General features: G+C 60.1%; 28 protein-coding genes and 1 pseudogene. 13 read left to right on the top strand and 16 right to left on the bottom strand.

Features of this window, described 5'->3' with window-relative positions; genetic code table 11:
* Nucleotide 1: 1 nt before the first annotated feature.
* The 7 genes from ACNA0I_RS05350 to ACNA0I_RS05320 form a co-directional block, all read right to left on the bottom strand.
* Nucleotides 2-592, bottom strand: a complete 591-nt coding sequence (locus ACNA0I_RS05350) for a D-glycero-alpha-D-manno-heptose-1,7-bisphosphate 7-phosphatase (protein WP_415805032.1) — start codon at nt 590-592, stop codon at nt 2-4.
* Complete coding sequence (locus ACNA0I_RS05345; RefSeq protein WP_415805273.1) at nt 583-1,311, bottom strand: SDR family oxidoreductase; 729 nt, start codon at nt 1,309-1,311, stop codon at nt 583-585. Before ACNA0I_RS05345 ends, ACNA0I_RS05350 begins: the two co-directional genes overlap by 10 nt.
* Nucleotides 1,312-1,323: 12 nt before the next feature.
* The gene (locus tag ACNA0I_RS05340; RefSeq protein ID WP_415805031.1) at nt 1,324-2,595 is read right to left on the bottom strand and encodes a glycosyltransferase family 4 protein; all 1,272 of its coding nucleotides are present in this window, start codon (nt 2,593-2,595) and stop codon (nt 1,324-1,326) included.
* Between the two features lie 205 nt (nt 2,596-2,800).
* Entirely contained in the window at nt 2,801-5,533 is a 2,733-nt protein-coding gene (locus ACNA0I_RS05335; protein ID WP_415805030.1) for an ATP-binding cassette domain-containing protein, read from the bottom strand.
* Nucleotides 5,530-6,453 carry a glycosyltransferase family 2 protein gene (locus ACNA0I_RS05330; protein ID WP_415805029.1) on the bottom strand — a complete coding sequence of 308 codons (924 nt, stop codon included), beginning with the start codon at nt 6,451-6,453 and terminating at the stop codon, nt 5,530-5,532. The genes ACNA0I_RS05335 and ACNA0I_RS05330 overlap by 4 nt, the downstream gene beginning before the upstream one ends.
* Nucleotides 6,450-7,136: a PIG-L deacetylase family protein gene (locus tag ACNA0I_RS05325; protein ID WP_415805028.1), complete on the bottom strand. Its 687-nt coding sequence runs from the start codon at nt 7,134-7,136 to the stop codon at nt 6,450-6,452. Before ACNA0I_RS05325 ends, ACNA0I_RS05330 begins: the two co-directional genes overlap by 4 nt.
* Before the next feature lie 41 nt (nt 7,137-7,177).
* A complete protein-coding gene (locus tag ACNA0I_RS05320; protein WP_415805027.1) occupies nt 7,178-7,738 on the bottom strand; it encodes a DUF4142 domain-containing protein in 561 nt (186 codons plus the stop codon).
* Nucleotides 7,739-8,009: 271 nt separating this feature from the next.
* On the opposite strand from ACNA0I_RS05320, the gene ACNA0I_RS05315 reads away from it, so the two are divergent.
* The 6 genes from ACNA0I_RS05315 to ACNA0I_RS05290 all read left to right on the top strand — a co-directional run bounded on the left by ACNA0I_RS05315 (nt 8,010) and on the right by ACNA0I_RS05290 (nt 13,764).
* Nucleotides 8,010-9,197: a hypothetical protein gene (locus tag ACNA0I_RS05315; protein WP_415805026.1), complete on the top strand. Its 1,188-nt coding sequence runs from the start codon at nt 8,010-8,012 to the stop codon at nt 9,195-9,197.
* 72 nt (nt 9,198-9,269) lie between these two features.
* Nucleotides 9,270-10,841: a serine hydrolase gene (locus ACNA0I_RS05310; RefSeq protein ID WP_415805025.1), complete on the top strand. Its 1,572-nt coding sequence runs from the start codon at nt 9,270-9,272 to the stop codon at nt 10,839-10,841.
* A 113-nt stretch (nt 10,842-10,954) separates the two neighbouring features.
* The gene (locus ACNA0I_RS05305; RefSeq protein ID WP_415805024.1) at nt 10,955-11,614 is read left to right on the top strand and encodes a nucleotidyltransferase family protein; all 660 of its coding nucleotides are present in this window, start codon (nt 10,955-10,957) and stop codon (nt 11,612-11,614) included.
* Nucleotides 11,615-11,665: 51 nt separating this feature from the next.
* Nucleotides 11,666-12,682, top strand: a complete 1,017-nt coding sequence (locus tag ACNA0I_RS05300; protein WP_415805023.1) for an XdhC family protein — start codon at nt 11,666-11,668, stop codon at nt 12,680-12,682.
* An 87-nt stretch (nt 12,683-12,769) separates the two neighbouring features.
* Complete coding sequence (locus ACNA0I_RS05295) at nt 12,770-13,174, top strand: DoxX family protein (RefSeq protein ID WP_415805022.1); 405 nt, start codon at nt 12,770-12,772, stop codon at nt 13,172-13,174.
* Between the two features lie 26 nt (nt 13,175-13,200).
* Nucleotides 13,201-13,764, top strand: a complete 564-nt coding sequence (locus ACNA0I_RS05290) for a peroxiredoxin (RefSeq protein WP_415805021.1) — start codon at nt 13,201-13,203, stop codon at nt 13,762-13,764.
* Between the two features lie 2 nt (nt 13,765-13,766).
* On the opposite strand, the gene arsC is transcribed toward ACNA0I_RS05290, so the two are convergent.
* The 3 genes from arsC to ACNA0I_RS05275 form a co-directional block, all read right to left on the bottom strand.
* A complete protein-coding gene (gene arsC, locus ACNA0I_RS05285) occupies nt 13,767-14,117 on the bottom strand; it encodes an arsenate reductase (glutaredoxin) (protein WP_415805020.1) in 351 nt (116 codons plus the stop codon).
* Nucleotides 14,118-14,129: 12 nt separating this feature from the next.
* The gene (locus tag ACNA0I_RS05280) at nt 14,130-15,578 is read right to left on the bottom strand and encodes a CoA transferase (RefSeq protein WP_415805019.1); all 1,449 of its coding nucleotides are present in this window, start codon (nt 15,576-15,578) and stop codon (nt 14,130-14,132) included.
* Nucleotides 15,579-15,694: 116 nt separating this feature from the next.
* Entirely contained in the window at nt 15,695-16,021 is a 327-nt protein-coding gene (locus ACNA0I_RS05275; RefSeq protein WP_094821200.1) for a tetratricopeptide repeat protein, read from the bottom strand.
* Nucleotides 16,022-16,287: 266 nt separating this feature from the next.
* On the opposite strand from ACNA0I_RS05275, the gene ACNA0I_RS05270 reads away from it, so the two are divergent.
* A complete protein-coding gene (locus ACNA0I_RS05270; RefSeq protein ID WP_415805018.1) occupies nt 16,288-16,779 on the top strand; it encodes a glutathione peroxidase in 492 nt (163 codons plus the stop codon).
* A 34-nt stretch (nt 16,780-16,813) separates the two neighbouring features.
* On the opposite strand, the gene ACNA0I_RS05265 is transcribed toward ACNA0I_RS05270, so the two are convergent.
* Nucleotides 16,814-17,293: an Lrp/AsnC family transcriptional regulator gene (locus ACNA0I_RS05265; protein ID WP_415805017.1), complete on the bottom strand. Its 480-nt coding sequence runs from the start codon at nt 17,291-17,293 to the stop codon at nt 16,814-16,816.
* Nucleotides 17,294-17,422: 129 nt separating this feature from the next.
* On the opposite strand from ACNA0I_RS05265, the gene ACNA0I_RS05260 reads away from it, so the two are divergent.
* The 6 genes and pseudogenes from ACNA0I_RS05260 (at nt 17,423) to ACNA0I_RS05235 (ending at nt 20,874) form a co-directional block, all read left to right on the top strand.
* Nucleotides 17,423-18,361 carry a DMT family transporter gene (locus ACNA0I_RS05260; protein ID WP_415805016.1) on the top strand — a complete coding sequence of 313 codons (939 nt, stop codon included), beginning with the start codon at nt 17,423-17,425 and terminating at the stop codon, nt 18,359-18,361.
* Between the two features lie 144 nt (nt 18,362-18,505).
* Entirely contained in the window at nt 18,506-18,979 is a 474-nt protein-coding gene (locus ACNA0I_RS05255; RefSeq protein ID WP_415805015.1) for a GNAT family N-acetyltransferase, read from the top strand.
* A 19-nt stretch (nt 18,980-18,998) separates the two neighbouring features.
* Nucleotides 18,999-19,274, top strand: a complete 276-nt coding sequence (locus ACNA0I_RS05250) for a biotin--protein ligase (RefSeq protein WP_415805014.1) — start codon at nt 18,999-19,001, stop codon at nt 19,272-19,274.
* Nucleotides 19,271-19,512: pseudogene (locus ACNA0I_RS05245) on the top strand (lipoate--protein ligase family protein); the annotation flags it as partial. The gene ACNA0I_RS05250 and the pseudogene ACNA0I_RS05245, both read left to right, overlap by 4 nt.
* A 2-nt stretch (nt 19,513-19,514) precedes the next feature.
* Nucleotides 19,515-20,041: lipoate--protein ligase family protein (locus ACNA0I_RS05240; RefSeq protein WP_415805013.1), on the top strand; the 527-nt coding region annotated here is incomplete at its 5' end.
* 5 nt (nt 20,042-20,046) lie between these two features.
* Nucleotides 20,047-20,874 carry a DUF3298 domain-containing protein gene (locus ACNA0I_RS05235; protein ID WP_415805012.1) on the top strand — a complete coding sequence of 276 codons (828 nt, stop codon included), beginning with the start codon at nt 20,047-20,049 and terminating at the stop codon, nt 20,872-20,874.
* A 156-nt stretch (nt 20,875-21,030) separates the two neighbouring features.
* Here ACNA0I_RS05235 and ACNA0I_RS05230 read toward each other — a convergent pair whose 3' ends face one another.
* The 5 genes from ACNA0I_RS05230 to ACNA0I_RS05210 all read right to left on the bottom strand — a co-directional run bounded on the left by ACNA0I_RS05230 (nt 21,031) and on the right by ACNA0I_RS05210 (nt 25,569).
* Nucleotides 21,031-22,320, bottom strand: coding sequence for a Glu/Leu/Phe/Val family dehydrogenase (locus ACNA0I_RS05230; protein ID WP_415805011.1), 1,290 nt, complete (start codon nt 22,318-22,320; stop codon nt 21,031-21,033).
* A 96-nt stretch (nt 22,321-22,416) separates the two neighbouring features.
* The gene (gene hutG / locus ACNA0I_RS05225; RefSeq protein ID WP_415805010.1) at nt 22,417-23,391 is read right to left on the bottom strand and encodes a formimidoylglutamase; all 975 of its coding nucleotides are present in this window, start codon (nt 23,389-23,391) and stop codon (nt 22,417-22,419) included.
* Nucleotides 23,388-24,164, bottom strand: a complete 777-nt coding sequence (locus tag ACNA0I_RS05220; RefSeq protein ID WP_415805009.1) for an amino acid ABC transporter ATP-binding protein — start codon at nt 24,162-24,164, stop codon at nt 23,388-23,390. Before ACNA0I_RS05220 ends, hutG begins: the two co-directional genes overlap by 4 nt.
* Nucleotides 24,161-24,829, bottom strand: coding sequence for an amino acid ABC transporter permease (locus ACNA0I_RS05215; RefSeq protein WP_415805008.1), 669 nt, complete (start codon nt 24,827-24,829; stop codon nt 24,161-24,163). The genes ACNA0I_RS05220 and ACNA0I_RS05215 overlap by 4 nt, the downstream gene beginning before the upstream one ends.
* Nucleotides 24,826-25,569 (bottom strand): transporter substrate-binding domain-containing protein, encoded by a 744-nt coding sequence (locus ACNA0I_RS05210; protein WP_415805007.1) that lies wholly within the window; start codon nt 25,567-25,569, stop codon nt 24,826-24,828. The genes ACNA0I_RS05215 and ACNA0I_RS05210 overlap by 4 nt, the downstream gene beginning before the upstream one ends.
* Nucleotides 25,570-25,576 lie beyond the last annotated feature (7 nt).

Raw genomic sequence — 25,576 nt, 5'->3', positions numbered from 1 at the left:
CTCAACTCCCTCGTGCCGCAGCATCATTGGTCATGGCGTTCAATACCAGGCGAGCTGCCTCGTAAAGATCCGCGGCGCATCGATCGGGCTCGCGTTCCGGTGTCATGCGCCATTCCGTTTCGTGGCCCACGTCCAGCAAGACACTGCGGCACCCTGCCAGATGACCGGCCTGCACGTCGTCGAGAATGTCGCCGATGAACCACGACGCTTGCAGATCCAGGCCCAGTTCCCGTGCAGCCCGTAACAGCAAACCGGGCTGAGGCTTGCGGCACTCGCACTCGATGGCGTAATCCGGCGATATGCCCGTCGGATCATGCGGGCACCAGTAAAATCCGTCGAGCCGAGCACCCGCCGCACGAAACATCTCGGCCAATCTATGCTTCACCGGAATCAAGGCGTCGGGGGAAAAATATCCTCGGGCGATTCCCGCCTGGTTGCTGATCACAACCAGGGGTAGATGGGCGGCAGCGAGGCACGACAAGGCCTGCGCGGCTCCCGGCGCATAACTCATGCGATCTGGATCGACGTTATAAGGTTCGTCGACGAGCACCGTGCCGTCTTTATCCAGGAACACCGCCGGCCTCAGGGCCATGATGTTTCCTTCATCGGCAACACCATCACTTCGGGCACGACGGTTTCCGGCGGCTGGGTCAAGATAAAGCGTACGGCACGTGCGACGTTGGCGGGATCCTGCAAGGTCCCCACGTCAATGTCCGGAAATCGATCCAGCAAAAACGGCGTACGCATGCCGCCCGCGATGACGGCGCTGACTTTCAGGCCCGCGCCGCGCAGCTCTGCATGCAAGGCATGCGACAGGCCCATCAGCCCCCATTTGCTGGCATGATAGGCGCTGGCATTGGGCCAGGCTCGGCGGGCGGCCGTGGACGCAATATTCACAATGTGTCCGCCAGGACTCAAACGGTCCTTTCCCATTTTCGCCATCAAGAATGGGCCCGTCAGGTTGGTGCGCAGGACTCTTTCCCACACATCGGTATCCAGCGTGTCGATCGGCGCCGTCACGTCCACGCCCGCGCTATTGACGATGGCGTCCAGCTTGCCGAACTGGCTGACCACGGCATCCAGCCCGTCGCGTACATCCACCACCACGCCGACATCCATGCCGCAGGCCATGGCCTGGGCCCCGGTTTCCTTCAGCTGCCCGGCCAGTTTCATGGCGCGTTGTTCGTCGATGTCTGCCACCGCAACACGGGCGCCCTCGGCCGCGAGCATCCGACACAATGCCTCGCCCAGGCCGCTGCCGCCGCCTGTCACCAGAATCACTCGATCTTTCAGTGTCTCGAATTCATGCATCATTTCGCTCCTTTACGCCGCAATCTGAACGGCATGACGAGTCCGGCCTGCCCTGCCTGCCTCGAGGCGTTCATAGACGGACAGCAGATCCTGTCCCACGCGTTGCCATGTATAAAGCCGTCTTGCACGCAATCGACCCGCCTCGCCCATCCGTTCGCATAGTTCGGAATTCGATGCCAGCTGCGCCAGCCTTTCGGCCAGCTTGTCGGGATTTTTAGGGGGAACCAGAAATCCGGTTTTTCCATTTACGACGGTTGTGCGTATGCCCCCGGTATCGGCACCGATCACGGGCCGGCCGCATGCCATGGCCTCGACCGGTGTGATACCGAACGGCTCGTACCACGGTGTTGTCACAAACACGTCGCTGGCGCTGTAGTACGTTGCCAGCTGATCGCGATGGCGGCGGCCCGTAAATTGCACCAAAGGCGCGACGCCCTCTTGTTCTGCGATGCCGCGCAACCGTCCGATTTCAGGGGTGGCAGTTTCGCTCGCGTCTTCCGAATTTCCGCCGACCACGAGCAGTCTGGCCTCGATGCCGTAGCGGTGGCGTAATCGCCCCAGCGCTCGAATCACGTTGTCGACACCTTTGCGCGGCACCATGCGTCCCAATTGCAGCAAGGTGAAGGTCGTGTCATCCCAGCCGAGTGCGGCGCGCGCGGCAGCTTTGGGTTGCGGTTTCATTTCGCTGGCATCGTAGCCGCAGGGCACGATGTCGATATGCGTGGGATCGGCCTCGTACAGCTCCATCAAGTCGCGCCGGTCTTGCGGACATTCCGCAATGATGCAGTCGGCGTGCCGGACGATTTCATCTTCGATGTCAAATCGGCTATCAGGAAAACGGTCTGCTTCCTGTTGATAGCGACGGCGCACTTTGCCCAGTGCATGAAAGGTCACCACCATCGGCACACCGAACCGTTGCGATACGGGCAGTGCCGCCAACGCTGACATGAAAAAATTGGCGTGAATGACATCGTAGCCGCGACGCTGCTGTGCGAAGTACCGTTGCAGAAAGGCGCTGAATTCGTCCATATACGGCAGCATTTGTTCCTTTGGCAGATAACTCGCCGGCCCTGCCGGAACATGCACGATATTGACACCGTCCATCCATTCCTGTTCTGTTGCCTGTAGGGGGTCGTCCTTGCGCGTGAAAACGTCGACTTGAATCCCGGCGCGCGCCAATTGACGGGCGACCTGCGCCACATAGATGTTCTGTCCGCCGCTATCGACGCCGCCTGCCAGCGCGAGCGGTGACGCATGCTCGCTGATGAGGGCAATCTTTCTCATAATGAAGCTCCGTTTTCTAGCCAGCGCTCGACGGGTGACGCACGCCGGTGTCGTGTTTGAAGCAAGTGCTGTGCCGTAAAGGCGCGCATACGGCGATGTATGCCGGTGCAACAGGGAAACCGGCGCGATGCGGCACTTCTTACCGGCAGGCGTAAGAAGTGCCGCGAGACGATCAATGTTGAGAAATCCCGTGATTGCGCCGCAGTCAGCCTTTATCCTGGCCGCCGCTCGCCTTTGCCGGCGCAGCGGGCAGCAATGCCCCCACCGTCGCCAGCAACTCCTGTGTATTGACCGGTTTGGCCAGATGGATCTGGAAGCCGGCCAGCAAGGTACGCAATCGGTATTCGGGCTCTGCAAAACCCGATAACGCAATAGCAGGCAAGCGATGCGCCAGCGCGGCGCCTCGCTCAGCCTCCATGGCTCGAATCCTGGCAATGACCTCGTAGCCGTCCACCTCGCCCAGTGACAGATCGCAGATCAGCACGTCGGGCCATTGATCCGCGGACATGGTCTTGAACGCGGCCAATGCCTGCTCGCCGTCGGCATATTCGGTCACACGTGCACCGTTATCCTTCAGCACCTCGGCGATCATCTCGCGCGCCTCGTCTTGGTCGTCTACCACCATTACTGACACATTCTGCACATCGGCACGCTGCGCATCCCGCCGTGTCACTGTGGGCTCGACAGCCCGAATCGGAAAATCTGCCGAGAACGTCACCCCGCCCACATCGGCTGCCGCGCTATGAAAGACACCGCCTTGCCGCTGGACCTGTGCTGCCAGCTGAGCCGGGTCCAAGGCCGCCGCTCGACGCAGCGCATCGGAACCCTCCTGTCCCGTCGAGGACACGAGGTCCGAGCGTCCATCGGTCACTGCCAGATGCGCCATGGGACCATTACGTTGCAACCGTATTTCGATGCGTCCTCCAGGTGGGGTAACCGCGATCGCATGCAAGCACAGATCCCATACCAACTGCTGCAAGGTACTGGGATCGCCACTGATCCGTGCGGCCTCGTTGCCGATGAGGGTATACAGGTTCACGCCGCGCTCTAACGCGACCTCCCGTATTGCATCCAATACCCCTGCCACAACCGCCACCAGATTCACGGGCTGGCGGGTCTGGCGGTCCTGGGCTTGCTCCAGCTCGGACTGTTGACGCTGCAGCGCCCACATTTGCGCGTACATGCCCTGTTGCGCCAACAAGTCCTCGTGCTGGCCCTGTTCGATAACGCGACCTCGATCCAGCACCACAATGTTGTCCGCGTGCACAATCGTCGATAGGCGATGCGCGATGATCAGCGTGGTACGGCCGTGTGAAAGGCGTTCCAGCTCGGCCTGAATCGCACGCTCGGTGCGCGTGTCCAGCGCCGATGTCGCCTCGTCAAAAACCATGATGGAGGGATTCTTGAGGATGGCTCTGGCGATGGCGATGCGTTGACGTTCGCCGCCGGACAGTTTGATGCCACGTTCGCCGACCGGCGTCTCGTAGCCACTCGGCAAGCTCTCGATGAACTCATGCACCCGAGCGCCACGCGCCGCCTGCACGATCTGATCGCGCGTCGCACCGGGCTGACTGTAGGCGATGTTGTAGGCGATGGTCTCGTTAAACAACACCGTATCCTGCGGCACGATGCCCAGGGCTTTGCGAATACTGCGTACGTTGACGGTGCGCAGGTCGTGGCCATTGACGCGAACGCTGCCCTCGCTGGGATCATAAAAACGGAACAGCAGGCGTGCCAATGTGGACTTTCCCGATCCGCTGCCGCCTACCACCGCCAGCGTCGTTCCCGCGGGAACTGTCAGATCGATATCCCACAAGATCTGGCGCCCGGCCTCGTAGCCGAAATTGATTTTCTCAAATCGAATTTCTCCCATGCCGGGATCCAGATCCGGCAGTGTTGCGTCGTCGCCCGTTTCCGTGGGCTTGCGCAACAGATCGCAGACTCGCTCGGCATTCACGAAAGCCTCTTTGGCTTGGCGAAAGATCAAGCCCAGTGTATTCAAGGGCAGGCAGATCTGGATGATGTACGCGTTGACCAATACCAGATCGCCCACCGTCATCCGCGCGTCCACGACCTGCTCGCCCGCCAGCAACATGACGGTCGCCACACCGCAGGCGATAATGGCGCTCTGGCCCACATGCAAGCGCGACAGAGAGGTTTGGTTGCGTATCCCCACATCGACCCATGATCCCAGCACATGGCTCAACCGGCGGGACTCCAGCCCCTCGTTCGCGTTGAGTTTGACCGCCTCGTAATTCAAGAGGCTATCAACAATCCGGCCACCGGCGCGTGAGTCCAGATCATTCATATGGCGCTGGTAGACCATCCGTTTACGCACCATGATCACGGTATAAACAAAGTAGGCCGAGAACGTCGCGGCCATGACCAGCGCAAACCACGCGCTATAGCCCATGACCAGAATCAACACAACGGAGACCATTTCAACTAGCGTCGGCAGCAGCGTAAAGAGCGCAGTACCGAGCAGAAATCCTATGCCGGCAGTGCCTCTTTCCACGTCGCGCGCGAGCTTGCCGGTCTGCCGCGTGCCGTGGAATCGCGCGCCTAAACGCTGCAGGTGATCGAATACTCTCAAGGTGAAATCGGCTACGGCACGCTGCGCCACCCGGACGAACACCACATCGCGCAATTCGGTAAACAGGCTGCCGCCAAACCGGATCAACGCGTAGCCCAATAGCAAGAACACAGGCAAAACCAGCAACCCGGGTTCGCTGAGCCTGTCCACGATGGACTTCAACAGAAACGGGACCAGCACCATCAGCAATTTGGCCGCGACCAGCAGTGCGATCGCAGCCCCGGTTCTGCCCCGATGCTTCCACAACGCGTGCAAGATCGTACGCGTGACCTCTTTGCGTGCAAAGCTGTCGGCCGTGACGTCCTGATCCGATATGCCTACGAATTCATCTGTCTTGTCGTTCATAGGCTGTGCACCGGTCCTTTGAGCCCGGCAGTACGCGATCGCGATACCCGTTCGACCCGTGCACAAACAGAGGCATTCACGCACCGCCGATCACGCCATATCACGACGGCCCCTTTCAATACGTCTGCCAGCAGTTGCAGCCTGGAGGATAGTGATGGCGTGTTCTTGAATTCCTCGATGCTGCAGCGTATGGCCATGGGCAACGGCAGCCGCAGCCATGCTGTCCAGATGCTATTACGCGTCATCAACCGACGCCGCCGCACATTATCCCGCAACGAAGACGGCCAGTGATGCGTCACGACGCTTGGCGCGTAGACGATGCACTGGCCCCTTTCCAGAATGTCCAAGGCCAACAGGGTTTCTTCGCCGCCGATGAACAGAGGCGGCCAATAGCCGCCCGCGTCGCGAAACGACGCAGTCCGCATGACGCAGGCGCCTGCCATGAATCCGATCAGTTCCGGGCCGACATCGTCCACCTCAGCCAGAGGGCTGGCGGCCATGACATCGCATGCCGGGTCGATCCGAGCCTCATTGCCGACCAGAATCTGCGCATTGAGTACGGCGATGAGCGGATGCGCATCCAGAATCTCGGTCGCGGTGTCCAGCGCCGTTGGCGCCCACGCGGTGTCGTCGTCGCTAAAGGCAACGTACGGCGTACGCACGTACTGCACGCCCAGGTTGCGGCCAGCCGCGCCCAGATTGGTCTGCGACACGATCAACTGGACCTCGGGATATTCGTCGGCGATGCGCTGCGCGGTGCCGTCGGTACTGGCGTTGTCCACCACGATAATGGGCGGCGGGCCGGTTGCCGTGGATAGTTCCTTCAAGCGCGCAAGCGTTGCGCATACTTCGTCTTGGCGGTTATAGGTCAGCAGTACGATCGACACGCGGGGTTCGACAGCCTGGCCGGAGGCGGTCATTCTCCATCTCCCGATGGCGTCAAACGCCAATAGCCCTCGGGCCGCGCCAGATCGTCCGGACAGGCGCCAAAGCCTCGCAACTGGCTGCCATACGCCCACACGGCGCGGGATTTCCGGTCCGAACGGCACGGCGTGATTACCGGCGATGTCTCTATTCCCCGCTGGCGGATCACAGACAGCCGTTGCGGCACGGCATCGGGGCGTGCACGATAAGGCACATCCTCATATGCCATCCAGACCGCTCCTGGAAACAGATACAACAACGACAGCAATATGTCCGACACCCGGATGTGATCATCGTGAAACAGTCCCAACGGCATCACCACCTGACGTGGATGCAGGCGCGCGAGCGCATTCTTCAGTGACTCACGCAGCAGCGGAATAAAGGGCTGCCAGTTGTGCACGTATTGACTATCCGGCAGACCCAGCTCCACACCCTCGCTGCCCAGCAGCCTCAGCGCTTCGCGGTTTTCCTCCAGACGCCTTTTCAACGCGGCCCGCGCGGTCGGAAATCCGCAGCGCTGATCCCATGAGGTCAAGCGCGCGGGATTCTCCGGCAGTCCCGTACACACCGTAATGACGGTACTCAGCCGACTGCGGGCCAAGAGATCTCCGCAACTGAACACCCCATCGTCCAGATGCGGAGACACCACAACGAGTGCGTTTTTCTCACGCGTCAGCATGCGTTTCTACCACCGTGACGGGACGGCCGCAGGCATATCGCCTACTGCTTGGCCGGCGCGACAGTTTGCTGCAGCTTGCGGGCATCCTCGAGATGATGCTTCAAGCTGGGCAGCGTTTCTATGGCGAACTGTTTGACGTCGGGGTCCTGGGCGTCCGTCGAAGCTTTTTCAAACAGTTTGACGGCATCCTCGTGGGCCGACACACCGATCTCTTTTGCATAGGCTTCGTCAAAGCTGTCGTCACGTACGTCCAACGCCTTGAGCCTGGCCTTTTGCATCAGCGAGGGGTCACTGGGGATTTCATATCCTTTGCTCTTGGCCAACTCTGCCAATTTCTGAGCGACCTTGGTATGCTCGTCGATCATCTTTTGCGCAAAGGCCTTGACGTCGGCGTGACGCCCCTTTTCCAGCGCGAGTTTGCTGGCCTGGATCTCCAACGCGCCAGAGTGAGCGGCATCATTCAAAAATTGCCGATCGGTGCTGTCCAGCTTGGTGACGGGTTGGCTAGGCTGCGGTGTGGTGGGCGCCTGTGCGGCGCTGACACCCATCATGCCCAAGGTCAATACGACGGCCAGACCACTGTGTATAAAGCGATTCATCATGCTTATCTCCTGATGTGCGCGGCACATATTCCGCTGCGGCGCCGCGAGAGCGTGGCGCCTGTTTGCCCGTCAGCAAGTCGCATGCCGCATGCGCCCCTATCCCAGGGCGGCGATCACGCGTTTTCAAAGCCTTTTTGAATCAGGCCGGACGTGCGCTGGATATTCGGTTTTGCCGCCGTCGGACCGGCCGAAAAAGATGGCAATGTTTTGCTTTAATGAAGTTTTTGCTAATATCGCAACACTTTTTGTTTCTTTTGATTAGCCTCCACCCATGCTGGCACTCCGAAGATGGCAGTTCGTCTCTGGCGCAGTCATCTTTACGATGCTGGCGGGTCACGCTATCGTGCCGAGCGCAGCGCGGGCATCCCAGTCAGAGATCATCCTGGACCCGGCGGTCGATCCGGCAATCGCACCGCACGAAACCTATCCGCACGTCTCCGGCCAGTTCATCGGCTACATCGAAAACGCCCATTTCTATGATGTCAAAGGCCCTGAGGGCTCGGGCCTGCCGTCGTCGTGGAACACGGTGGATCCCTTTATGCAGGGCGCCATCGTTGCAAAACTGACGCCCACACTCGCGATATCGGGATTGGCGGAATTCCGCTCGTTTGCTACCGCGCCCGAAGATCGCGCCTTTGAACAACTGGACGGGCAGCTGCGCAATCTGTTCGTGACCTACGACGCCGGTCACACCACGCTGTTTGCAGGGAAATTCGAGGTGGGCTATGGCGAGGCCTGGCAGACAGTCGACGGCATCTATAGCGGGTTTTCCGGGGACTACAGCTATCCCGGCTCGTTGGGCCTGGGTGCGCGATGGTCGTGGAAAAACGCGGACTCGGCGCGCCACACCTGGACCTCTATTGTGTTCAAGCGGGATAACACGATTTTTGGCCATACCTGGACAAAAGACTATCCCGCCCTCCCGCAGTTGGAGGACGGCGGACCCGGCAATACCCATGGATTGCAGTCCGGCGGGATCGCCTATGACATTTCGGATATCCCCGGCCTGCCCGGCTTGCGCGGCGGTATCGCGGTAGGCCGAATGGCGCGCGGCGACGGCGAGGCCGATGAACGCGGCGAAACCGGTATGTCGGTCACCGTCAACTACGACACGCCACTGTCCGAGACATGGGGACTGCGATTGTTTGCCGAAGCCGTGTATCTACGCGGCTATATGGGACGCCAGGCAGCCGCCACCGATACCGTCCTTTCAGCCAGCCTCAGCCACGGCCAGATGCTTTACACGCTCACCGCGGCGCGCCGTGATCTGAACGCCATCCAAGGGAGTTTGGCCGACCAGGGCTTTGTCGACAACAACGATTGGGGCTGGTCGGCCACGGCGGCCTATCAAACGGATTTTGGGTTGATCGTGCAAGCTGGATTCTTGCGTCAGCAGGAGCAAGGCGTGGCGTTCAATCAGGCATTGCTGCGATTGATCTATCAGACGGGATGGCAATAGAGAGCGAGTCAGCTTGACGCTCGACCTCGAAAAACAGGCACTACGTTGCAGGACAACCGAATAGGGATTCGTATGAAACAGCTATTCCCGTGCTATCGGCACAGTGTGATATCCGCCACGATTGCCGCGGTCATGGCAGTCGCCGGCGTGGGCGCCGCCTACGCTTACAACCTGGACACCAGCGAGGCCACGGCCGGCAGGAAGTTGACTACGGAGCAGGTCGCGCGCGCCCTGCCCGCGTTTGAAGCCTACGCCAACGATCTGCTGGCGCGCAGTGGTTTGCCGGGTATGGCAGTCGGCATCATTGTGGACGGCAAGCCCGTGCTGGCGCGCGGCTATGGCGTGCGCGATGTCCGCAGCGGCAAACCGGTGGACGCCGATACGTTGTTTCCCTTGGCGTCGGTTTCCAAGGTGTTTGCCGGGGCCTCGGTCGCGGCGCTGGTGGGCGACGACGCCGTGCAATGGGATAGCAAGGTGTCTGATCTGGTCAGCGGCATCCGTTTTCAGGATCCCTATGTGACCAGCGAAATGACGCTGCGCGATCTGCTGTCGCAACGCACGGGCTATGCGTCGTTCTACGGTGACGATCTGGAGGTGATTTTCAGTTATCCGCGTGCCGAGGTGTTCAAACGGCTGCGTCATTTGCCGCCGGTCACGCCTTTTCGTACACAGTATGCCTACTCCAATTGGAATCTCACCCTGGCAGGCGAAGTCGCCGCACAGGCCGCAGGCATGTCGTGGGAAGACCTGGTGCGCAGCCGGATCATCAAGCCCCTGGGGATGAATCACACCGTCGTCACGCACGAAGAGTTTCTGGGTGTGGAAAACCGCTCTGCAGCCCACGAACTCGTCAACGGCAAGGCGGTGGCCACCGAGGTCAACTCGCACAATGCAGAGGCGCCTGCAGGAGGCGTGTATTCCACGCTGAACGACATGCTGCGCTTTGTCGCGTTCGAGATGAATGCCGGTCAGTTGGACGGTAAACAGATTGTCTCCGAAGACGCCATGCACGAGACTCAGACGGCGCAAACCATCATCAACCCCGCGTTCCCCTCGCTGCATTACGGTCTGGGGCTGGAAGTCCGCAACGATAATGGCCGCAAAGTGCTGGAGCATAACGGCGCCTTCGAGGAAGGCATCAATACGCGCGTCTCTTTTTTGCCCGCGCAAGGCCTGGGTATCGTGATATTGACCAACACCCCGCCGATGGGTGTACCGGATGCGCTGGAATATAAATTGATGACCTTGCTGTTCGGCGACCGGCCGGATCAGGATATCTGGCCCGATCTGCGGGATAAATGGCATGAGGCATTGGCACAATTGCTGGATCGTCCAGGCCGTCTGCACGGCACACCGCCGGCCGGCTCGGACCAGGTCATCGATGCCAAACGCTATGTGGGCCGGTATACGCATCCCTATTACGGAGACATCGTGATTCGGCAGGAAGGCAACGGCCTGCTCATGGTGGCCGGCGCCTCCGCGCCCCGCGCCATGCAGCACTGGCAAGGCGACACATTCCGAATTCCCATGCTGCAGGATGCGGCGATGAACTTTGTACCCGGCGCGGATCAGACGACCAGCGGAGCACTGACCCTGTCGGAGATTGACGACATCCCCGATGCGCTGTTTGTGCGGCAACCTTGACACCGAAACGGATTCGAGGGTCCCAGGCTGGCCGCTCACGGGCGNCCGCGCCGATTGACGCGGCAAGCCCTCAGGCCTAAGCTTTGCCGATCATTGACTACACGGCGACGGGAATGGAGTCTGCGACGGCTGCGGCGCCTCACTATATCGGCATCCTGTTGGCTGCAGGCGAAGGCATGCGTTATCGGGCTGCCTTGCTGGATGCCACAGGTCATGAGGCGCACAAGCTCCTGGCCAGATTGCCCGATGGCCGCCATGTCGTGCAGGCCAGTGCGCAGACGCTGCTGACGACGCTGCCCGATACGATAGCGATCGTTACCGAACAGCCGGCCTCTTTATCGGCGATGCTATCCGACGTTGGCTGCCAGATCGTGAATGTGCCGGACAGCCCGCGCGGCATGGGGATTTCGCTGGCGGCGGCAGCCCGTCACCTCATTCAACGGCCGGCTGGCCAGACGGATGGAGCAGACACGGCACTGCAAGCGACGGCCTGTGTGGTTGCGTTAGCCGATATGCCCTGGCTGCGGGCCGGCACGCTGCAGCGATTGTTGGCGTACGCCGCTCGCGACCGTATTGTCGTGCCGGTGTACCGGGGCCAACGCGGGCACCCTGTTATATTCGGTACGCAGTTCTTGCCCGAGTTGGCCGGACTCGGGGGTGACACGGGCGCCCGGGCATTATTGGTGCGTCACGGCGCACTCGAAATCGAGTGCGATGACGCAGGTATTTTGCGTGATGTCGATGTCCCTGCAGATTTGATGAACCCGGCATAAGCGCCGTCTCTGATCAACGCTTCAGTAACCTTCACACAAGACTCATTTCCGATGAACTCGCTGGATATGGATGTGCTGCGCCAGGCGCGCGAATGGATTCGGGAAGGCCATGCCGTGCATTTGGCAACGGTCGCCCAAACATGGGGCTCCGCGCCCCGCCAGGCGGGCGCGCTCATGGCGTTGCGCGCTGACGGCCGCATGGTGGGATCGGTCTCCGGCGGTTGCGTCGAAGACGATTTGATCGCTCGCGCTCAGGCAGGCACGCTGCCGGACCGGCCCGACCGCATTACCTATGGCGTGACGGGCGATGAGGCAGCGCGTTTCGGGCTGCCCTGCGGTGGCACGCTGCGCCTGGTCGTGGAGCCTCTGCGAACGCCCGAGTGGCTCGACGCCGTGTTGACGGATATCACCGAACAGCGGCTGGTTGCGCGTACGCTTGACTTGCAGACAGGCGCCTGCACGCTGGCGCCGGCCAATCCCTCTGACGGCCCGGATTTTGACGGGCGGATCCTGCGCGCGGTCTATGGGCCGCAATGGCGTTTGTTGATCATCGGCGCCAATCAGACAGCACGCGCGCTGTGCCACATCGCCACGATGCTGGATTTTCGCGTGCTGGTCTGTGATCCGCGCGAGGAAATCTATGGCGGATGGGACATGCCGCAAGCTACGCTGCTGACCACCATGCCTGACGATGCCGTGCTGGAAATAGGCGTCGATGCCCGCACCGCCATCGTGGCGCTGACGCATGATCCGAAACTGGATGATATGGCGTTGCTGGAGGCATTGAAATCGCCTGCCTTTTATGTAGGCGCGTTGGGATCACGGCCAAACCAGGCGAAACGGCGCGAGCGCCTGCGTCAGTTTGACCTGACCGACGATCACATCGCCCGTTTGCGCGGCCCTGTGGGGCTGCCTATCGGCAGCCGTACACCGGCGGAAATTGCCGTGGCCGTCGCTGCCGAGTTGGTCCAGGTAAGGAACTCCCTCAGCGCGGCGCAAGCGCTCTCTGCGGACGCGGCACATCCTGTATCGGGTTCTACCTTGTCATTCACCAAAGATTTGCAATAATGAGCGCACCAGCCGTTTTCAATGAATAGATTTTGCGGGGCATTTATTTATTAACGGGTGTACACCTACAAATCAAAGAGAATCCAAATGATCAAATCTGATGACACCGGCAAGCTCGTTTTACGCCTCAGCTTAGGCATTCTGGTGCTAATGCACGGCATCATGAAACTCTCCAGCGGCGTGGGAGGCATCTCCGGCATGTTGAGCTCGCATGGGCTGCCGGGTTTCCTCGCCTACGCCGCTTATCTGGGCGAGGTCGTCGGCCCTCTGTTGATCATCCTCGGGTTCTATAGCCGTCTGGGCGGCCTGCTGGTGTTCGTCAACATGATTGTTGCGATCCTGCTGGCGCATACCGGGCAACTCAGCAGCCTGAACGCGCAAGGCGGCTGGGCGCTGGAATTGCAGGGCATGTTCCTGTTTGGCGCATTGGCTATCGCCTTCATGGGTGCGGGTCGCTTCAGTCTGGGCGGCTCCGGCGGCCGCTGGAACTGAGATACGACCTGAGACTTGAGCGACTTATGCTGAAACGTGCTTTGATTTCGCTGACCATGGCTGCGGTCTTGGCCAACCCGTTATTGGCTCATGCCGAATTACCGGTCGGTGCTGCGGCGCCCGATTTTTCGGCGCCGGCGTCCTTGGGCGGCGAAGTCTTCACGTTCAAACTGGCTGAGGCGCTCAAGCAAGGCCCTGTCGTGCTGTACTTTTATCCTGCGGCCTTCACCCAGGGATGCACGATCGAGGCGCGCAATTTTGCCGAGGCCATCGACGACTACAAGGCCCTGGGCGCCAGCGTGATCGGCGTCTCGGCCGACGATATCGATACGCTAAAAAAATTCTCGGTCAGCGAGTGCCGCGGCAAGTTCGCGGTCGCTGCCGATGAGAATCAGGCCATCATGAAAGCCTACGATGCCGTCCATGACCGCCGGCCTGATTATGCGAAACGGGTGTCATACGTGGTTTTGCCGGACCATAAGATCGGCTATGCCTATACCGACATGAGTCCGGACCGGCATGTGGCCAACACCCTGCAGGCACTGCGGGACTGGCGCGCCAGTCATCCGCTGCAGACCTCGAAAAAATAGCCTTACGGCAGAATTTCCTTGACCAATTCGGCGGGGCGGCAGAGACGCGCACCATGCTCGGTCACGACGAATGGACGATTGATCAGGATGGGATTCTCAATCATCGCATCCAGCAACTCGTCGTCGGTCACATCGGCTGCGTCCAGACCGAGCTCTTCGTAGAGAGACTCTTTGGCCCGCACGGCCTCGCGCACGCTCAATCCCGATTGTTGGATCAGCCCGGCCAGCGTCTGGCGCGATGGCGGTGATTTGAGATACTCAATAATCGTGGGCTCGATACCCGCGTCACGGATCATCTGCAGGACGTTGCGCGACGTACCGCAGCGGGGGTTGTGATAAATGGTCGTAGACATGCGAGTTCCTAATTAATTAAACGGCCAGACCGTCGGGTTCGTCCCTGGCGGAACAGAGGGTCTCGTCCAACGCGCAGGGGTCAATGAAAACTGCGCGGCATGACGCACGGCAGTCAGTTGGCCAAACCCTGAGGGCGTCGTCTCCAGATAGCTCGCTATTGGAGGCATCGGGCACTGCAGCCCATCTGCAACACGACCCAATGAACGCAACCAGCGCGCCGTCTGCGCCAATGACACGCGCACATGCCAGCTGCCCCCTTCGGTCGCCTGACGCGCCAGAGCCACCTGCGCGCCAAACGCCATCAAATAACCCGACGCATGGTCGAGAATCTGCATAGGCAATGGCTTCGGACGGTCGATCCCGGCTGCCTGCGCCTCGGCGTGATTAAAGCCCGTCGCGGTCTGCACCAGTGAGTCGAACCCGCGGCGCTGCGCCCAGGGCCCGCTGTCGCCGTACGCCGACAGCGAGACATACACGATGCCCGGCCGTATGCGCGCCACGTCTTGCGGGCCGAATCCCACGGACTGCAGCGCCCCCGGGCGATATCCCTGCACGAAGATGTGAGCACTGCGCAGCAGATTGGCCAAGGCGATGCGTCCGTCCGCGGTTTCCAGATCCGCATGTACGGACAGTTTGCCGCGGCTGGTTTCCGCAATCGTCTCGATATTGGGCAGATGAGGCGAATTGACCAGCATGACATCGGCCCCGTACGCCGCCAGCGCCCGGCCGCACACCGGGCCGGCAATGATGCGCGTCAAGTCCAGCACGCGTATGTCCTTCAGCGGGCGCGCTTCCTGAGAATACTTGGGCAAGGGGCGCGGATCGGCCTCACCCATGCGTGTCACGGTCAGCACCGGCTGGCCAGCGATCGCCAGGCCCTGCGGATGGCGGTCCCATTCGTCGAAAGTGCGCATGGCTGTCACCACCAGCCCTGCCTCGGCCGCCTGTTGCTCGAAGTCCAACGCGCTGCGTGTGGAAAGCGCCCGCTCGACCATGTCACGGCTGGTCTCGGGGCCCGTCGGGCACCCCAGTAATGCCAAAGCACCATCCCGGTGATGAGCGAAATTGGCGTGAATACGCACCCAGCCCCCATCGCCACAGCGATACACCCCGGTGATTTTGTCGTGCACATCAGGCTCGACCCCGTCGAGCGTGAAATAGCTGCGGCATTCCTGGGCCGCGTGCAGCATGTTGATCGAGACGCGTTGCCGCGTGCCGCCCCGCAGATGCCAGATCTCTGCCGCAGCCAGCGCCGCGGCAGCCATACTGGCCTGCGCCGCAGTGCCTACCGCAAACGACGAGGGAAACACCGGTTCCGCGCCCGTCAGTTCAATGACGTCCATGGCCTCGTCAGGCATGTTCAGACTACGCCATAGCGATTGCAATGCATCGCGCGCCGTTTTGCTGTGGCGATCCGGTCCATTGGTATACGGGGATCGTAAATCTATCGGTTTGCCCATCTCAGCGTTGACCTCTATCTCTCTCGTCCATGTCTTCGATTACAGAACCGAGCCCCCACAGGCGTCAATAGCCGCGCGGGCCTTGGCCGGGTTCGAGACACATCTCCTTGTTGCTTTTACATTTGGCTGGCGCGATCCAGACGTTTGATAAATACCTGTAATTCCTTGATGATCTGCTGATCGCCGCGCGCTTGCGCAGCCGCGATGCCGCTCTCCCATGCCTGTCTTGCGCCTGCGAGATCGCCCTGCCCTTGCAATGCTTTGCCCAGCCACTTCCAGGCGACGGAATATTGCGGATCCAGTTCCAAGGCTGCGCGCAGATGCGGTGCCGCGACATCGAACTGTTCCTGTTCGGTATAGGCCTTGCCTAACGACAAACGCAACATGGCATTGTTTTGGCCTTTGGCCAGCATGGCTTCGAGTCTTTTTACTAAATCGTCCATGTTGTGGGCTCCGTACGAATTCCGTGTGAATGCTATACCCTCCATCATAGGCGGGCTCGGTCGAAAAACCTGCTGAAACCGCGGGCGCGGCAAGGACAAATCGGCGGTGTCCGGTGTGTCCGCATGCAATGCTGCATGTCAATCCGGAATGGCTGTCCGTATGACGCCTGCCCGTAGCGCGCTACACTGAGCCGAGAGACCCATCAAGAGGCCCATGTCACGCGGTCTCCAGGGTCTCGTTCGAAACCGAACGACGAGAGGCCGCCATGAGCACAATCTACGATTTTTCTGCGACAGACATCCAGGGCAAGGAACAAGCGCTGGAGGCATTTCGCGGCCAGGTACTGTTAGTGGTGAATGTCGCGTCGAAATGCGGGTTCACGCCGCAGTATGCGGGGCTGGAGACGCTGTACCGTGATTACCACGCAGCGGGGCTGACCGTGCTGGGCTTTCCGTGCGATCAGTTTGGCCATCAGGAACCCGGCGACGAAGCTGCCATCCAGAATTTTTGCTCGACCGAATACGGTGTCACCTTTCCCATGTTCGCCAAGATCGAGGTCAATGGGCCGAATGCTCACCCGATATATCGTTGGCTCAAGGGCGAAAAACCCGGTGTGCTAGGCACCGAGGGCATCAAATGGAATTTCACCAAATTCCTGGTGGGCCGCGACGGTCAGGTGATCAAACGCTATGCGCCCACCGACAAGCCTGCCTCGCTGAAGGAAGATATTTTGCAGGCCTGCAGTGCCGGGGCCTGATGGAGTCAAGCCGCACCCTGTGCGGCGCTCGGTATCACGGCCTCGCTGATTGCAGTGGCGGCAGGCGGCGGCGCACCGTGCTGCTTTTCACGATCGCGGTATTCGTTTCTGCGAACTCGGTGATCCTGTCCAGCACGCCATCGAGTTGCTCGATGGATTTCAATACCAGGCGCGCGATAAAACAATCATCGCCTGTGACCTTGTCGCACTCGATCACCTCGCCGATTTCGGCGATGAGCTTTTCGACGCGATGCAGTTGACCGGGCAAGGGGCGGATACGCGCGATCGCGGTCAAGGTATAGCCCAAAGCCACGGGATCGACATCCAGCGTATAACCACGCACCACGCCGGATTCCTCCAGGCGTCGCAGGCGATCCGCGACGCTGGGCGAAGACATGCCGACCTGGCGCGCCAGGTCCGCCGTCGTGGTGCGCGCATTCGCCGTCAACAGTTGCACCAGACGACGGTCGATACCGTCCAAGACGTCATTTTCGATTTTTAGGTCATTATTCATAAATACCCCAAAAAAGAAGGTGGAAAGATATATTCTCTATTTTTTCTGCATATTACCCGCTTTAACTCCCTGGGATAATTTTTCTCATCAACGGTGCACTGCTGGCACCTCTGAAACAGGGAGCAATCGATGAAAACTGCCAATCAAAATGCAGGCGTAGCCCAAATGGCCATGGCCATGACCCTCTCGGGCACGGTAGGGATATTTGTCCTGGAGTCCGGCCAAAGTGCCTGGAATGTAGTCTTCTTTCGCTGTGTGTTTGGTGCGTTGGGGCTGCTGGCCTACTGCCTGGCGCGTGGTCTGCTGCGGCCCGGCATCTTTACGCGCACCACGCTGGCATGGGCCATGGCGGCGGGCGTCGCCATTGTGTTGAACTGGGTGTTGTTGTTCTCGGCCTATCGCTGGGCGTCGATTTCCCTGTCGACAGCGGTCTACAACTTTCAGCCGTTTTTCTTGATCGCGCTGGGTGCGGTGTTTCTGGGCGAGCGCCCGACGCTCGCCAAGCTAGGCTGGTCGGTACTGGCGTTTGGCGGTTTGATACTGGTATTGCGTATCGAGCCCGCAGAGCTGGCCCAGGCCGGCGGCTATATCCATGGTTTGACGTTGGCGTTGGGGGCAGGCGCGCTGTATGCGGTCACCTCCATCATCGTCAAACGGCTCAAGCATATTGCTCCGCACGTGCTGGCCCTGGTGCAGGTCAGCCTGGGCGCCGTGCTGCTGCTGCCGATGGTGGATCTGCATGCCCTGCCGTCCGCCCCCGTGCAATGGGGCTATCTGGTCGCGATCGGCCTGCTGCATACCAGCCTGACCTATATCCTGTTGTATTCAGCCATTCAGAAACTGCCCACGACCTCGACCGCGGCGTTGGCTTTCATCTACCCTGCCGTCGCGATCTTGCTGGACTATGTGGTCTATGGCCAGCAACTGGCCTGGTCGCAAATCGCCGGGATCAGCCTGATCTTCCTGGCTGCAGCGGCAGTGAGCCTGAATTGGGGATTCCGGCTCATGGGTCCTCAAGACCTGTTTACACGATGGACTGGCAAGCGGAAAACGCAGTCCGAAGCCTGAGCAGCAGATCACGCCCGCCGCCTCGAGCGACATGCACACTCCTGAGGGCGACCGAGTTTGGGATAACCCGGTTTGATGGCTATGATGACATCCAAATAGCAGTCTTATCCGGAAAACCACACGCAGCGACCTCAGGAACCGTTCATGTCTCAGCTTGCGTCATTACAGTTTCGCCGCGCCGGCCGGGCCGACCTCGATGCCATCATCGCGTTACTCGCGGACGATGTGCTGGGCAGCCAGCGCGAGGATGCCTCCATTCCCGCCGCCCCGTGTTATGTGCGGGCCTTCGAGGCCATCGAGCGCGATCCGAATCAGTATCTGGCGGTGGCCATGCGCGACGGCGCGGTGGTGGGCTGCCTGCAATTGAGCTTTATTCCCGGCCTGTCGCGCCGGGGGCTGTGGCGCGGCCAGATCGAGAGCGTGCGGGTCGCGTCAAACGAACGCGGCGCCGGCACGGGACGGGCCTTGTTTGACTGGGCCATCGAGCAATGCCGCGCGCACGGCTGCGGTATGGTTCAATTGACCACCGATAAGGCGCGCGCCGACGCCCGTCGATTTTATGAATCGTTAGGTTTCGTCGCGACGCACGAAGGCATGAAACTGGAACTCGCCATTTAATTCGGAGTCCGATATCGCCATGCATGGTGAATACAAAGTACCCGGCGGCAAACTCGTCGTCGTCGATCTGGAAGTCAAAAATGGCGCGCTCAGCGACGTGCGCCTGAGTGGCGATTTTTTCCTGGAGCCGCTCGAGGCGCTGGATGTGATCAACGCCGCGCTCACGGGCCTGCCCGCCGACGCAGACGACGCCCGCATCGCAACTGCCGTCCAACAATCCCTGCCTGCAGAGGCCGAGCTGTTCGGATTTTCTCCCGAAGCCGTCGCAGTCACGGTACGGAGGGCGCTAGCGTGAGCGAACGCACACAGTGGGGCGACTATCAATGGGAATTGCTGCACGATGGGCCTCAGTCCCCTGAATTGCACATGGCCCTGGACGCAGTCATTACCGACGAGGTCGGCGCCGGCCTGCGCCCCCCGACACTGCGGATCTGGGAATGGTCCCAACCCGCCGTCATCATCGGACGTTTTCAGTCACTGAAAAACGAAGTCGACCCCGAGGGCGCACAACGTCATGGCGTCAAAGTCGTGGGNNGCCGCGGCGCCATGTTTGTCGAGCCGGGCAATACCATTACCTATTCGCTCAGCGTCCCGCAGGCCCTCGTGCAAGGCATGAGTTTTCAGCAATCGTATGAGTTTCTCGATGCCTGGGTAATTCAGGCGCTGCACGATCTGGGCATCAAAGCCTGGTATCAACCGCTGAATGACATTGCCTCGGAGAGCGGCAAAATCGGCGGTGCGGCACAAGCCCGGCGCGCGGGAGCAGTCTTGCATCACGTGACGATGTCATACGACATCGACGTCGAAAAAATGGTGCAGGTGCTGCGCATCGGCCGCGAAAAACTCTCTGACAAAGGCACGACGAGCGCGAAAAAACGTGTCGATCCGCTGCGCAGTCAGACGGGCCTGGAGCGTGACGTTATCATCGAGCGCATGCTGCAAACCTTTCGGGGACTGGCGTCGCTGACGCCGATATCCCTGTCACAGACCACGCTGGAAAAAGCCCAAGCCCAGGCGCGCGATAAATTTTCCAGTCAGGAATGGACTGCCCAAGTTCCTTGAATGCCATGAGATTGAACCTATCCGCTTTTGCTCGCACCCGCCGTCTTGCTCCTGCCGGCATCTTGTCGATGCTGGTATTGCTGGCGGGCTGCGCGAGCTCGACTCCGTCGAATATCACCCTGCCCTCCAACGTCCCGCAACCTGCCAAGACCGAAGACAAGGTCGCCGGGCTGGAGGTCGAGAAAATCCAGTGGCAAGGCACCAAGCCCGGCTGCAAAGGGCAATGCCCGACCATTGAGATCGACAGCGTGGGGTTTCCTGCCATCCCGAAACTGACGGCGCTGGTGGATCATGTCCTGGCCTATATGACCGGCGTCGATCCCGGCCGCCCGCGTCCGTATCAAACGCTATCGGAATACACGCAGTATTTCTGGCAGACCGCGCAGTCCCGCGACAGCACCATTTTCAAGGCTAGCGTCAAGGACGTCAGTCCTCAGATCATTGCCATTGAGTTGCACACCGGCCAATACCTGACCGGCGCAGCGCATGGGATTCCGGCGACACAGTATCTGAACTGGCAACGAGATCGTGAGCGCGTCCTGGCGCTGGACGAAGCCCTGCTGCCGAATCAGCATCCCGCGTTCGTCGAGGCGTTGCAGCGTGCCCACCAGGCCTGGCTCACGCGTAATGAGGATGCGCAACGCGATCGCGCGGCGTATGACCGGATGTGGCCGTTCCAGGAAAGCGATAATTTCGCGTTGACGCGCGAGGGCCTGGTCGTGAAATATGACGCGTATTCGATCGCGCCGTATTCCCATGGAGAGCCGGAGTTGCTGATTCCGTATACCGAACTGCATGGTATTTTGCGGCCGGAGTTTATGCCTGCAGCTTGAATGCGGATGCGGGATCTTGCGGCTGACATTTGCCTGCGGCGCGTGGCGCGACAGCGGCTCTGCTATAAAAAGCGCCCCGCATGACTGGCTGTACTGCCAATCATGCGGGGCGCTTTTCCGTTCCTCGGGTCTAGGCCCGAGGGATCATCAAACGCATCACGGATACAGACCGCGCACTTGGCGGGCTTGCAGAATGCGGGTGCAAGCGACGATAAACGCGGCGGTGCGCAGCGTTACGTTGTGCTCCTTGGCCATTTGAGACACGGCGGCATAGGCCTCGCGCATCAGGCGTTCGAGACGATTGTTGATTTCCTCTTCGCTCCAGAAGAAGCTGGAGAAATCCTGCACCCACTCGAAATAACTGACGGTCACGCCGCCGGCGTTGGCCAGCACATCGGGCACCACGTAGACGCCGTTCTCGCGCAGGATGTCATCGGCGATCGGCGTCGTGGGACCGTTTGCGCCTTCGACCACGATCTTGGCCCGCACCTTGCCGGCATTGGCCTCGTTGATCTGGCCTTCTAGAGCCGCAGGTATCAGGAACTCGGTTTCCAATTCCCAGAACTGTGCATTGTCGAGAGCCTCGGCAGCGCTGAAACCGCCGACGCCGCCTTTTTGCGACACGTGAGACAACAGCTTGTGCACGTCCAGGCCGGCCGGGTTGTACACCGTGCCAGTGTGGTCCTGAACAGCGATCACTTTGGCGCCGGTCTCATGGAACAGGCGCGCTGCCGTGCCGCCCACGTTACCGAAGCCCTGCACGATCACACGAGCAGTGCTCACATCGACATTGCGATCGCGCGCGGCTTCGCATGCCGTCACGAACACGCCCCGCCCCGTTGCCTCGACCCGGCCTAGGCTGCCACCCAGCGCGATCGGCTTGCCGGTCACCACACCTGTTGCCGTCGCTCCTTCATTCATGGAATACGTGTCCATCATCCACGCCATGGTCTGCGCGTTGGTGTTCACATCCGGTGCGGGGATATCCTTGGACGGCCCGATGATGACGCCGATCTCCGAGGTGTAGCGGCGCGTCATGCGCTCGAGCTCGGATTGAGACAGCACACGCGGATCCACGCGGATGCCGCCTTTGGCGCCACCGTACGGCAAATTGACCGCAGCGTTCTTGACCGACATCCACGCGGCCAGCGCCATGACTTCGGACAGTGTCACGTCCTGGTGAAAACGTACGCCCCCCTTGCCTGGACCTCGCGACGTATTGTGCTGAACCCGATAACCCTCAAAATGCGCAATGCTGCCGTTATCCAGTTCGATGGGCACATCGACAATCAACGCACGTTTGGGGCGTTTCAGCGTTTCTACCCAACGCGCCAGTGGACCAAGATACGGGGTGACCCGATCGACTTGTTGCAGATAGATGCCCCAGGGACCGAGGTGCTCGGCATCCAGGTACGACGGCAAAGCATGAGTGGGTTTGTCCGACATGAGAGGATCTCCAGGCTAGGATCGGCATTATTGTAGCCACAGATTTCGTAGTGTCCCTATTTAATTTAAACAAAATAAATTAGGGACGTATAACGATTATCTGAATTTCGGTTCTGCTTGGGTCTTGCTCGGAGCCAACAACTGCCAGGCGAGCCTGGCCGCTACCTTTGAGGTGCGATGGTCGATATCGTAATCTGGATTGCATTCCGCCAGATCAGCCAGTCGCAATTTGCCACTTTGTTTTACCTTCAAGGCGATTTCTTCGACCACGGTCAGCGGCACACCGTACGCTGCCGGGGCGGACACCCCAGGCGCGACAGATGCCGGCAACACGTCGATATCAATGGTCAGATAAACATGCCCCGCACGAGCTAGCAGCGCATCCACATCCGCCAGACGTTGTGCGATGTGCCGTTCTTGCATGGCATGGTCTTCGATCCATAGCGTGCCGATTTCCGCCGCCCTTTCATAGAGTGCTGCGGTGTTTCCTAATCTGGATACCCCATAACAGGCGTATTGCCATGCATGACCATGTGCCTCGCAATACTCGGCTATCTGATCGAACGGCGTACCCGAGCTGCCTGGCCGCCCCGTGCGCAGGTCGAAATGCGCATCCAGATTCAGCACCAGCACGGGTTGTGTATCGCCTATGCCGTCCAGCCAGCGCCTCAGGCCTTGGAAACTGCCCCAAGCAACCTCATGCCCTCCTCCCAGTACGAGCGGCCGGGCTCCCGCAGACAGAACCTGGGCAATGCGAGCCGCCAATTGATCCTGGGCCAGCTCGAGTTGAGCGCCGTCACACACCACATCTCCGGCATCGACCAAGCGCTTGTAGTCGTGCGCTGGCAGGCCTGCCAGCATGCGCCTTATGCTCTGCGGTGCTTGCGCAGCGCCCAGGCGCCCCTGGTTTCTGGCCACGCCTGCGTCGCAAGCAAAGCCGATCAACACCGGGTCATCCGCCTGGATGCCAGCCTCGATCCCTGTCGCAACATGCGCCAGCCTGCGCGTATCACCGCGTTCCTGACTGTCATCACGCGCCCGCCAAATAGCGGGGTCCAACGCAGCAGTCATGCGGCCTCCCGCTGCGAACTGTTCAGCACGGCTTGCAGAAAAGCGCGTGTTCGCGCTTCGCGAGGTTGACTGAAGATCACCTCTGGCGGACCGGATTCGACGATGTTGCCTCCGTCCATCACGGCCACTACGTCAGCCACGTCGCGTGCGAATCCCATTTCATGGGTGACGACCATCATCGTCATCCCTTCTTTGGCCAGTACTTTCATGACTTGCAAGACCTCCCCCACCAACTCGGGGTCCAGCGCCGAGGTGGGCTCATCAAACAGCATGACCTCGGGCTCCATGGCCAGGGCACGGGCTATCGCCACGCGCTGTTTCTGTCCCCCGGATAGACTGCCGGGCATGGCACGCATTTTCTCGCTCAGGCCGACTTTCGAGAGCAGTTGCTCGGCTCGAGCCTCGGCATCCGCACGGCTGACACCGCGCAGCGTACGCGGTCCGACAGTGACGTTATCCAGCACCGACAGATGCGGGAACAGATTGAATGACTGAAACACCATCCCGACACGCATGCGCAGCCGATTCAAGTCCGACTCGCCCATCGGTTTTCCATGGTCCAGCAACGACTGCCCGCAGATGTCGATGGTGCCGCCTTGGGCGACTTCCAGGCCATTGCAACAGCGCAGCAATGTGCTCTTGCCCGAACCGCTGGGCCCGATCACGACGACGACCTGCGAGCGCTGCACGTCGAAATCAATACCGCGCAACACGTCTACCGTGCCAAAGGATTTACGCAAACCGCGGATGCGGATCATTTCTTGTTGGCTCATTGGACCATTCCCCCTGCACGCAAGCGATGTTCGATCTTGCGCAAAATCATTGTCGTTGCCGTGGTCAGCACAAAGTAGATCAACGCGATCACCAGGTACGTCTCCAGCGAGCGGTACGACACGCTGATGATTTTCTGACCCTCGTGCATCAAGTCGTGAATCGTCAACAGCGAGACCAGCGCCGAGTTTTTGATCAGCGCAATGAATTCATTACCCAGCGGCGGAATCATGCGCACAATGGCTTGCGGCAGGATGATGATGCGCATGGCTTGTCCGCCTGACATCCCGAGCGAACGCGCGGCTTCCGTTTGGCCGCGCTCAACGGATTGGATCGCGCCACGCACAATCTCGGAGACATACGCGCCAGAATATGTCCCCAGGCCGAGGACGCCGCAGACAAATGCCGGCAGCAAGATATCAAACTGAGGCAGGCCAAAGAACCAGATAAACAACTGAACCAGCAGCGGCGTGCCACGGAAGACCAGCAGATACGCGCTGCAGATTCCATAGACGATGCGCCGCTGCGGATTGAGCCGGCCGATGCCGACCAGCAATCCAATTGCGCAGCCTAACAGCAATGCGCAAGCGGTGATTTCGACGGTGACAATGGCGCCGCGCAACAAGGCATCAAAGTCGGCGAAGACGGGAGAAAAATCCAGGTTCATTGTGCCGGCGCCTCAAACCATTTGTTGACGATCTGCTCATAGGTACCGTCAGCCTTGATCTTTTTAAGCGCCTCATTCAGCTCCGTCTTGAGTTCCGGCAGACGTTTGGAGACTGCAATCCCATATTCTTCGGTAGTGATCTGATCCGCCAATACCGTCAAATCACGTGTGCTCTGTGCAAACAGTTTGGCGGCCGGCTTGCCCGTGACAGCCGCGTCGGCGCGGCCGATTTGCACCAGATTGAACATTTCCTGGTTCTTCTCGACCTCTACGCGTTGCACCGAGGGATAGTGCTCTTTCAGATAGGACACGGATTTGGTGCCGACCTGTACCGAGACTTTGCGCCCGTCAAGATCCTTCAGTGTCTTGATGGGACCGTCTTTGCGAGTCAGCACAACCAGTCCGCCGGCATAGTACGGGTCAGTGAAATCCACCACTTGCTTACGAGCGTCGGTGATGTAGATGGCAGAGACTGCCATCTCTGCCCTGCCTGCTTGCAAGGCGGGGATCAAACCCTTGAAGTCGATGTCGATCCATTCGATTTTCTTGCCCATTGCCTTACCGAGCGCCTCGATCAGCTCGATATCAAAACCGGTACGCTTACCGTCTTTGACGAACTCCATGGGAGGAAAGGTCGCGTCGGTCACCACGCGCAGCGTTTCCTGGGCCTGGGCGGACGCTGCGCCCCAGGTCAAACCAAAAGCCACGACAGCGGTCAATAGTTGGCGGCGAGTATTCATGATGTTT

This window comes from Bordetella muralis (assembly GCF_965139205.1).
In the GTDB taxonomy this organism is placed as follows: domain Bacteria; phylum Pseudomonadota; class Gammaproteobacteria; order Burkholderiales; family Burkholderiaceae_B; genus Bordetella_A; species Bordetella_A muralis.
The sequence above is the reverse complement of the archived record's forward strand: the minus strand, read 5'-3'. Positions and strand labels throughout refer to the sequence as shown.

Coding starts and splice junctions, on each gene's coding strand:
- ACNA0I_RS05235 (WP_415805012.1), top strand. CDS start 20,047: ATGAGATTGAACCTATCCGCTTTTGCTCGCACCCGCCGTCTTGCTCCT.
- ACNA0I_RS05295 (WP_415805022.1), top strand. CDS start 12,770: ATGATCAAATCTGATGACACCGGCAAGCTCGTTTTACGCCTCAGCTTA.
- ACNA0I_RS05255 (WP_415805015.1), top strand. CDS start 18,506: ATGTCTCAGCTTGCGTCATTACAGTTTCGCCGCGCCGGCCGGGCCGAC.
- ACNA0I_RS05315 (WP_415805026.1), top strand. CDS start 8,010: ATGCTGGCACTCCGAAGATGGCAGTTCGTCTCTGGCGCAGTCATCTTT.
- hutG (WP_415805010.1), bottom strand. CDS start 23,391: ATGACTGCTGCGTTGGACCCCGCTATTTGGCGGGCGCGTGATGACAGT.
- ACNA0I_RS05320 (WP_415805027.1), bottom strand. CDS start 7,738: ATGATGAATCGCTTTATACACAGTGGTCTGGCCGTCGTATTGACCTTG.
- ACNA0I_RS05260 (WP_415805016.1), top strand. CDS start 17,423: ATGAAAACTGCCAATCAAAATGCAGGCGTAGCCCAAATGGCCATGGCC.
- ACNA0I_RS05300 (WP_415805023.1), top strand. CDS start 11,666: ATGAACTCGCTGGATATGGATGTGCTGCGCCAGGCGCGCGAATGGATT.
- ACNA0I_RS05220 (WP_415805009.1), bottom strand. CDS start 24,164: ATGAGCCAACAAGAAATGATCCGCATCCGCGGTTTGCGTAAATCCTTT.
- ACNA0I_RS05325 (WP_415805028.1), bottom strand. CDS start 7,136: ATGCTGACGCGTGAGAAAAACGCACTCGTTGTGGTGTCTCCGCATCTG.
- ACNA0I_RS05290 (WP_415805021.1), top strand. CDS start 13,201: ATGCTGAAACGTGCTTTGATTTCGCTGACCATGGCTGCGGTCTTGGCC.
- ACNA0I_RS05275 (WP_094821200.1), bottom strand. CDS start 16,021: ATGGACGATTTAGTAAAAAGACTCGAAGCCATGCTGGCCAAAGGCCAA.
- ACNA0I_RS05305 (WP_415805024.1), top strand. CDS start 10,955: ATGGAGTCTGCGACGGCTGCGGCGCCTCACTATATCGGCATCCTGTTG.
- ACNA0I_RS05340 (WP_415805031.1), bottom strand. CDS start 2,595: ATGAGAAAGATTGCCCTCATCAGCGAGCATGCGTCACCGCTCGCGCTG.
- arsC (WP_415805020.1), bottom strand. CDS start 14,117: ATGTCTACGACCATTTATCACAACCCCCGCTGCGGTACGTCGCGCAAC.
- ACNA0I_RS05270 (WP_415805018.1), top strand. CDS start 16,288: ATGAGCACAATCTACGATTTTTCTGCGACAGACATCCAGGGCAAGGAA.
- ACNA0I_RS05335 (WP_415805030.1), bottom strand. CDS start 5,533: ATGAACGACAAGACAGATGAATTCGTAGGCATATCGGATCAGGACGTC.
- ACNA0I_RS05330 (WP_415805029.1), bottom strand. CDS start 6,453: ATGACCGCCTCCGGCCAGGCTGTCGAACCCCGCGTGTCGATCGTACTG.
- ACNA0I_RS05230 (WP_415805011.1), bottom strand. CDS start 22,320: ATGTCGGACAAACCCACTCATGCTTTGCCGTCGTACCTGGATGCCGAG.
- ACNA0I_RS05210 (WP_415805007.1), bottom strand. CDS start 25,569: ATGAATACTCGCCGCCAACTATTGACCGCTGTCGTGGCTTTTGGTTTG.
- ACNA0I_RS05345 (WP_415805273.1), bottom strand. CDS start 1,311: ATGCATGAATTCGAGACACTGAAAGATCGAGTGATTCTGGTGACAGGC.
- ACNA0I_RS05215 (WP_415805008.1), bottom strand. CDS start 24,829: ATGAACCTGGATTTTTCTCCCGTCTTCGCCGACTTTGATGCCTTGTTG.
- ACNA0I_RS05310 (WP_415805025.1), top strand. CDS start 9,270: ATGAAACAGCTATTCCCGTGCTATCGGCACAGTGTGATATCCGCCACG.
- ACNA0I_RS05265 (WP_415805017.1), bottom strand. CDS start 17,293: ATGAATAATGACCTAAAAATCGAAAATGACGTCTTGGACGGTATCGAC.
- ACNA0I_RS05350 (WP_415805032.1), bottom strand. CDS start 592: ATGGCCCTGAGGCCGGCGGTGTTCCTGGATAAAGACGGCACGGTGCTC.
- ACNA0I_RS05250 (WP_415805014.1), top strand. CDS start 18,999: ATGCATGGTGAATACAAAGTACCCGGCGGCAAACTCGTCGTCGTCGAT.
- ACNA0I_RS05280 (WP_415805019.1), bottom strand. CDS start 15,578: ATGGGCAAACCGATAGATTTACGATCCCCGTATACCAATGGACCGGAT.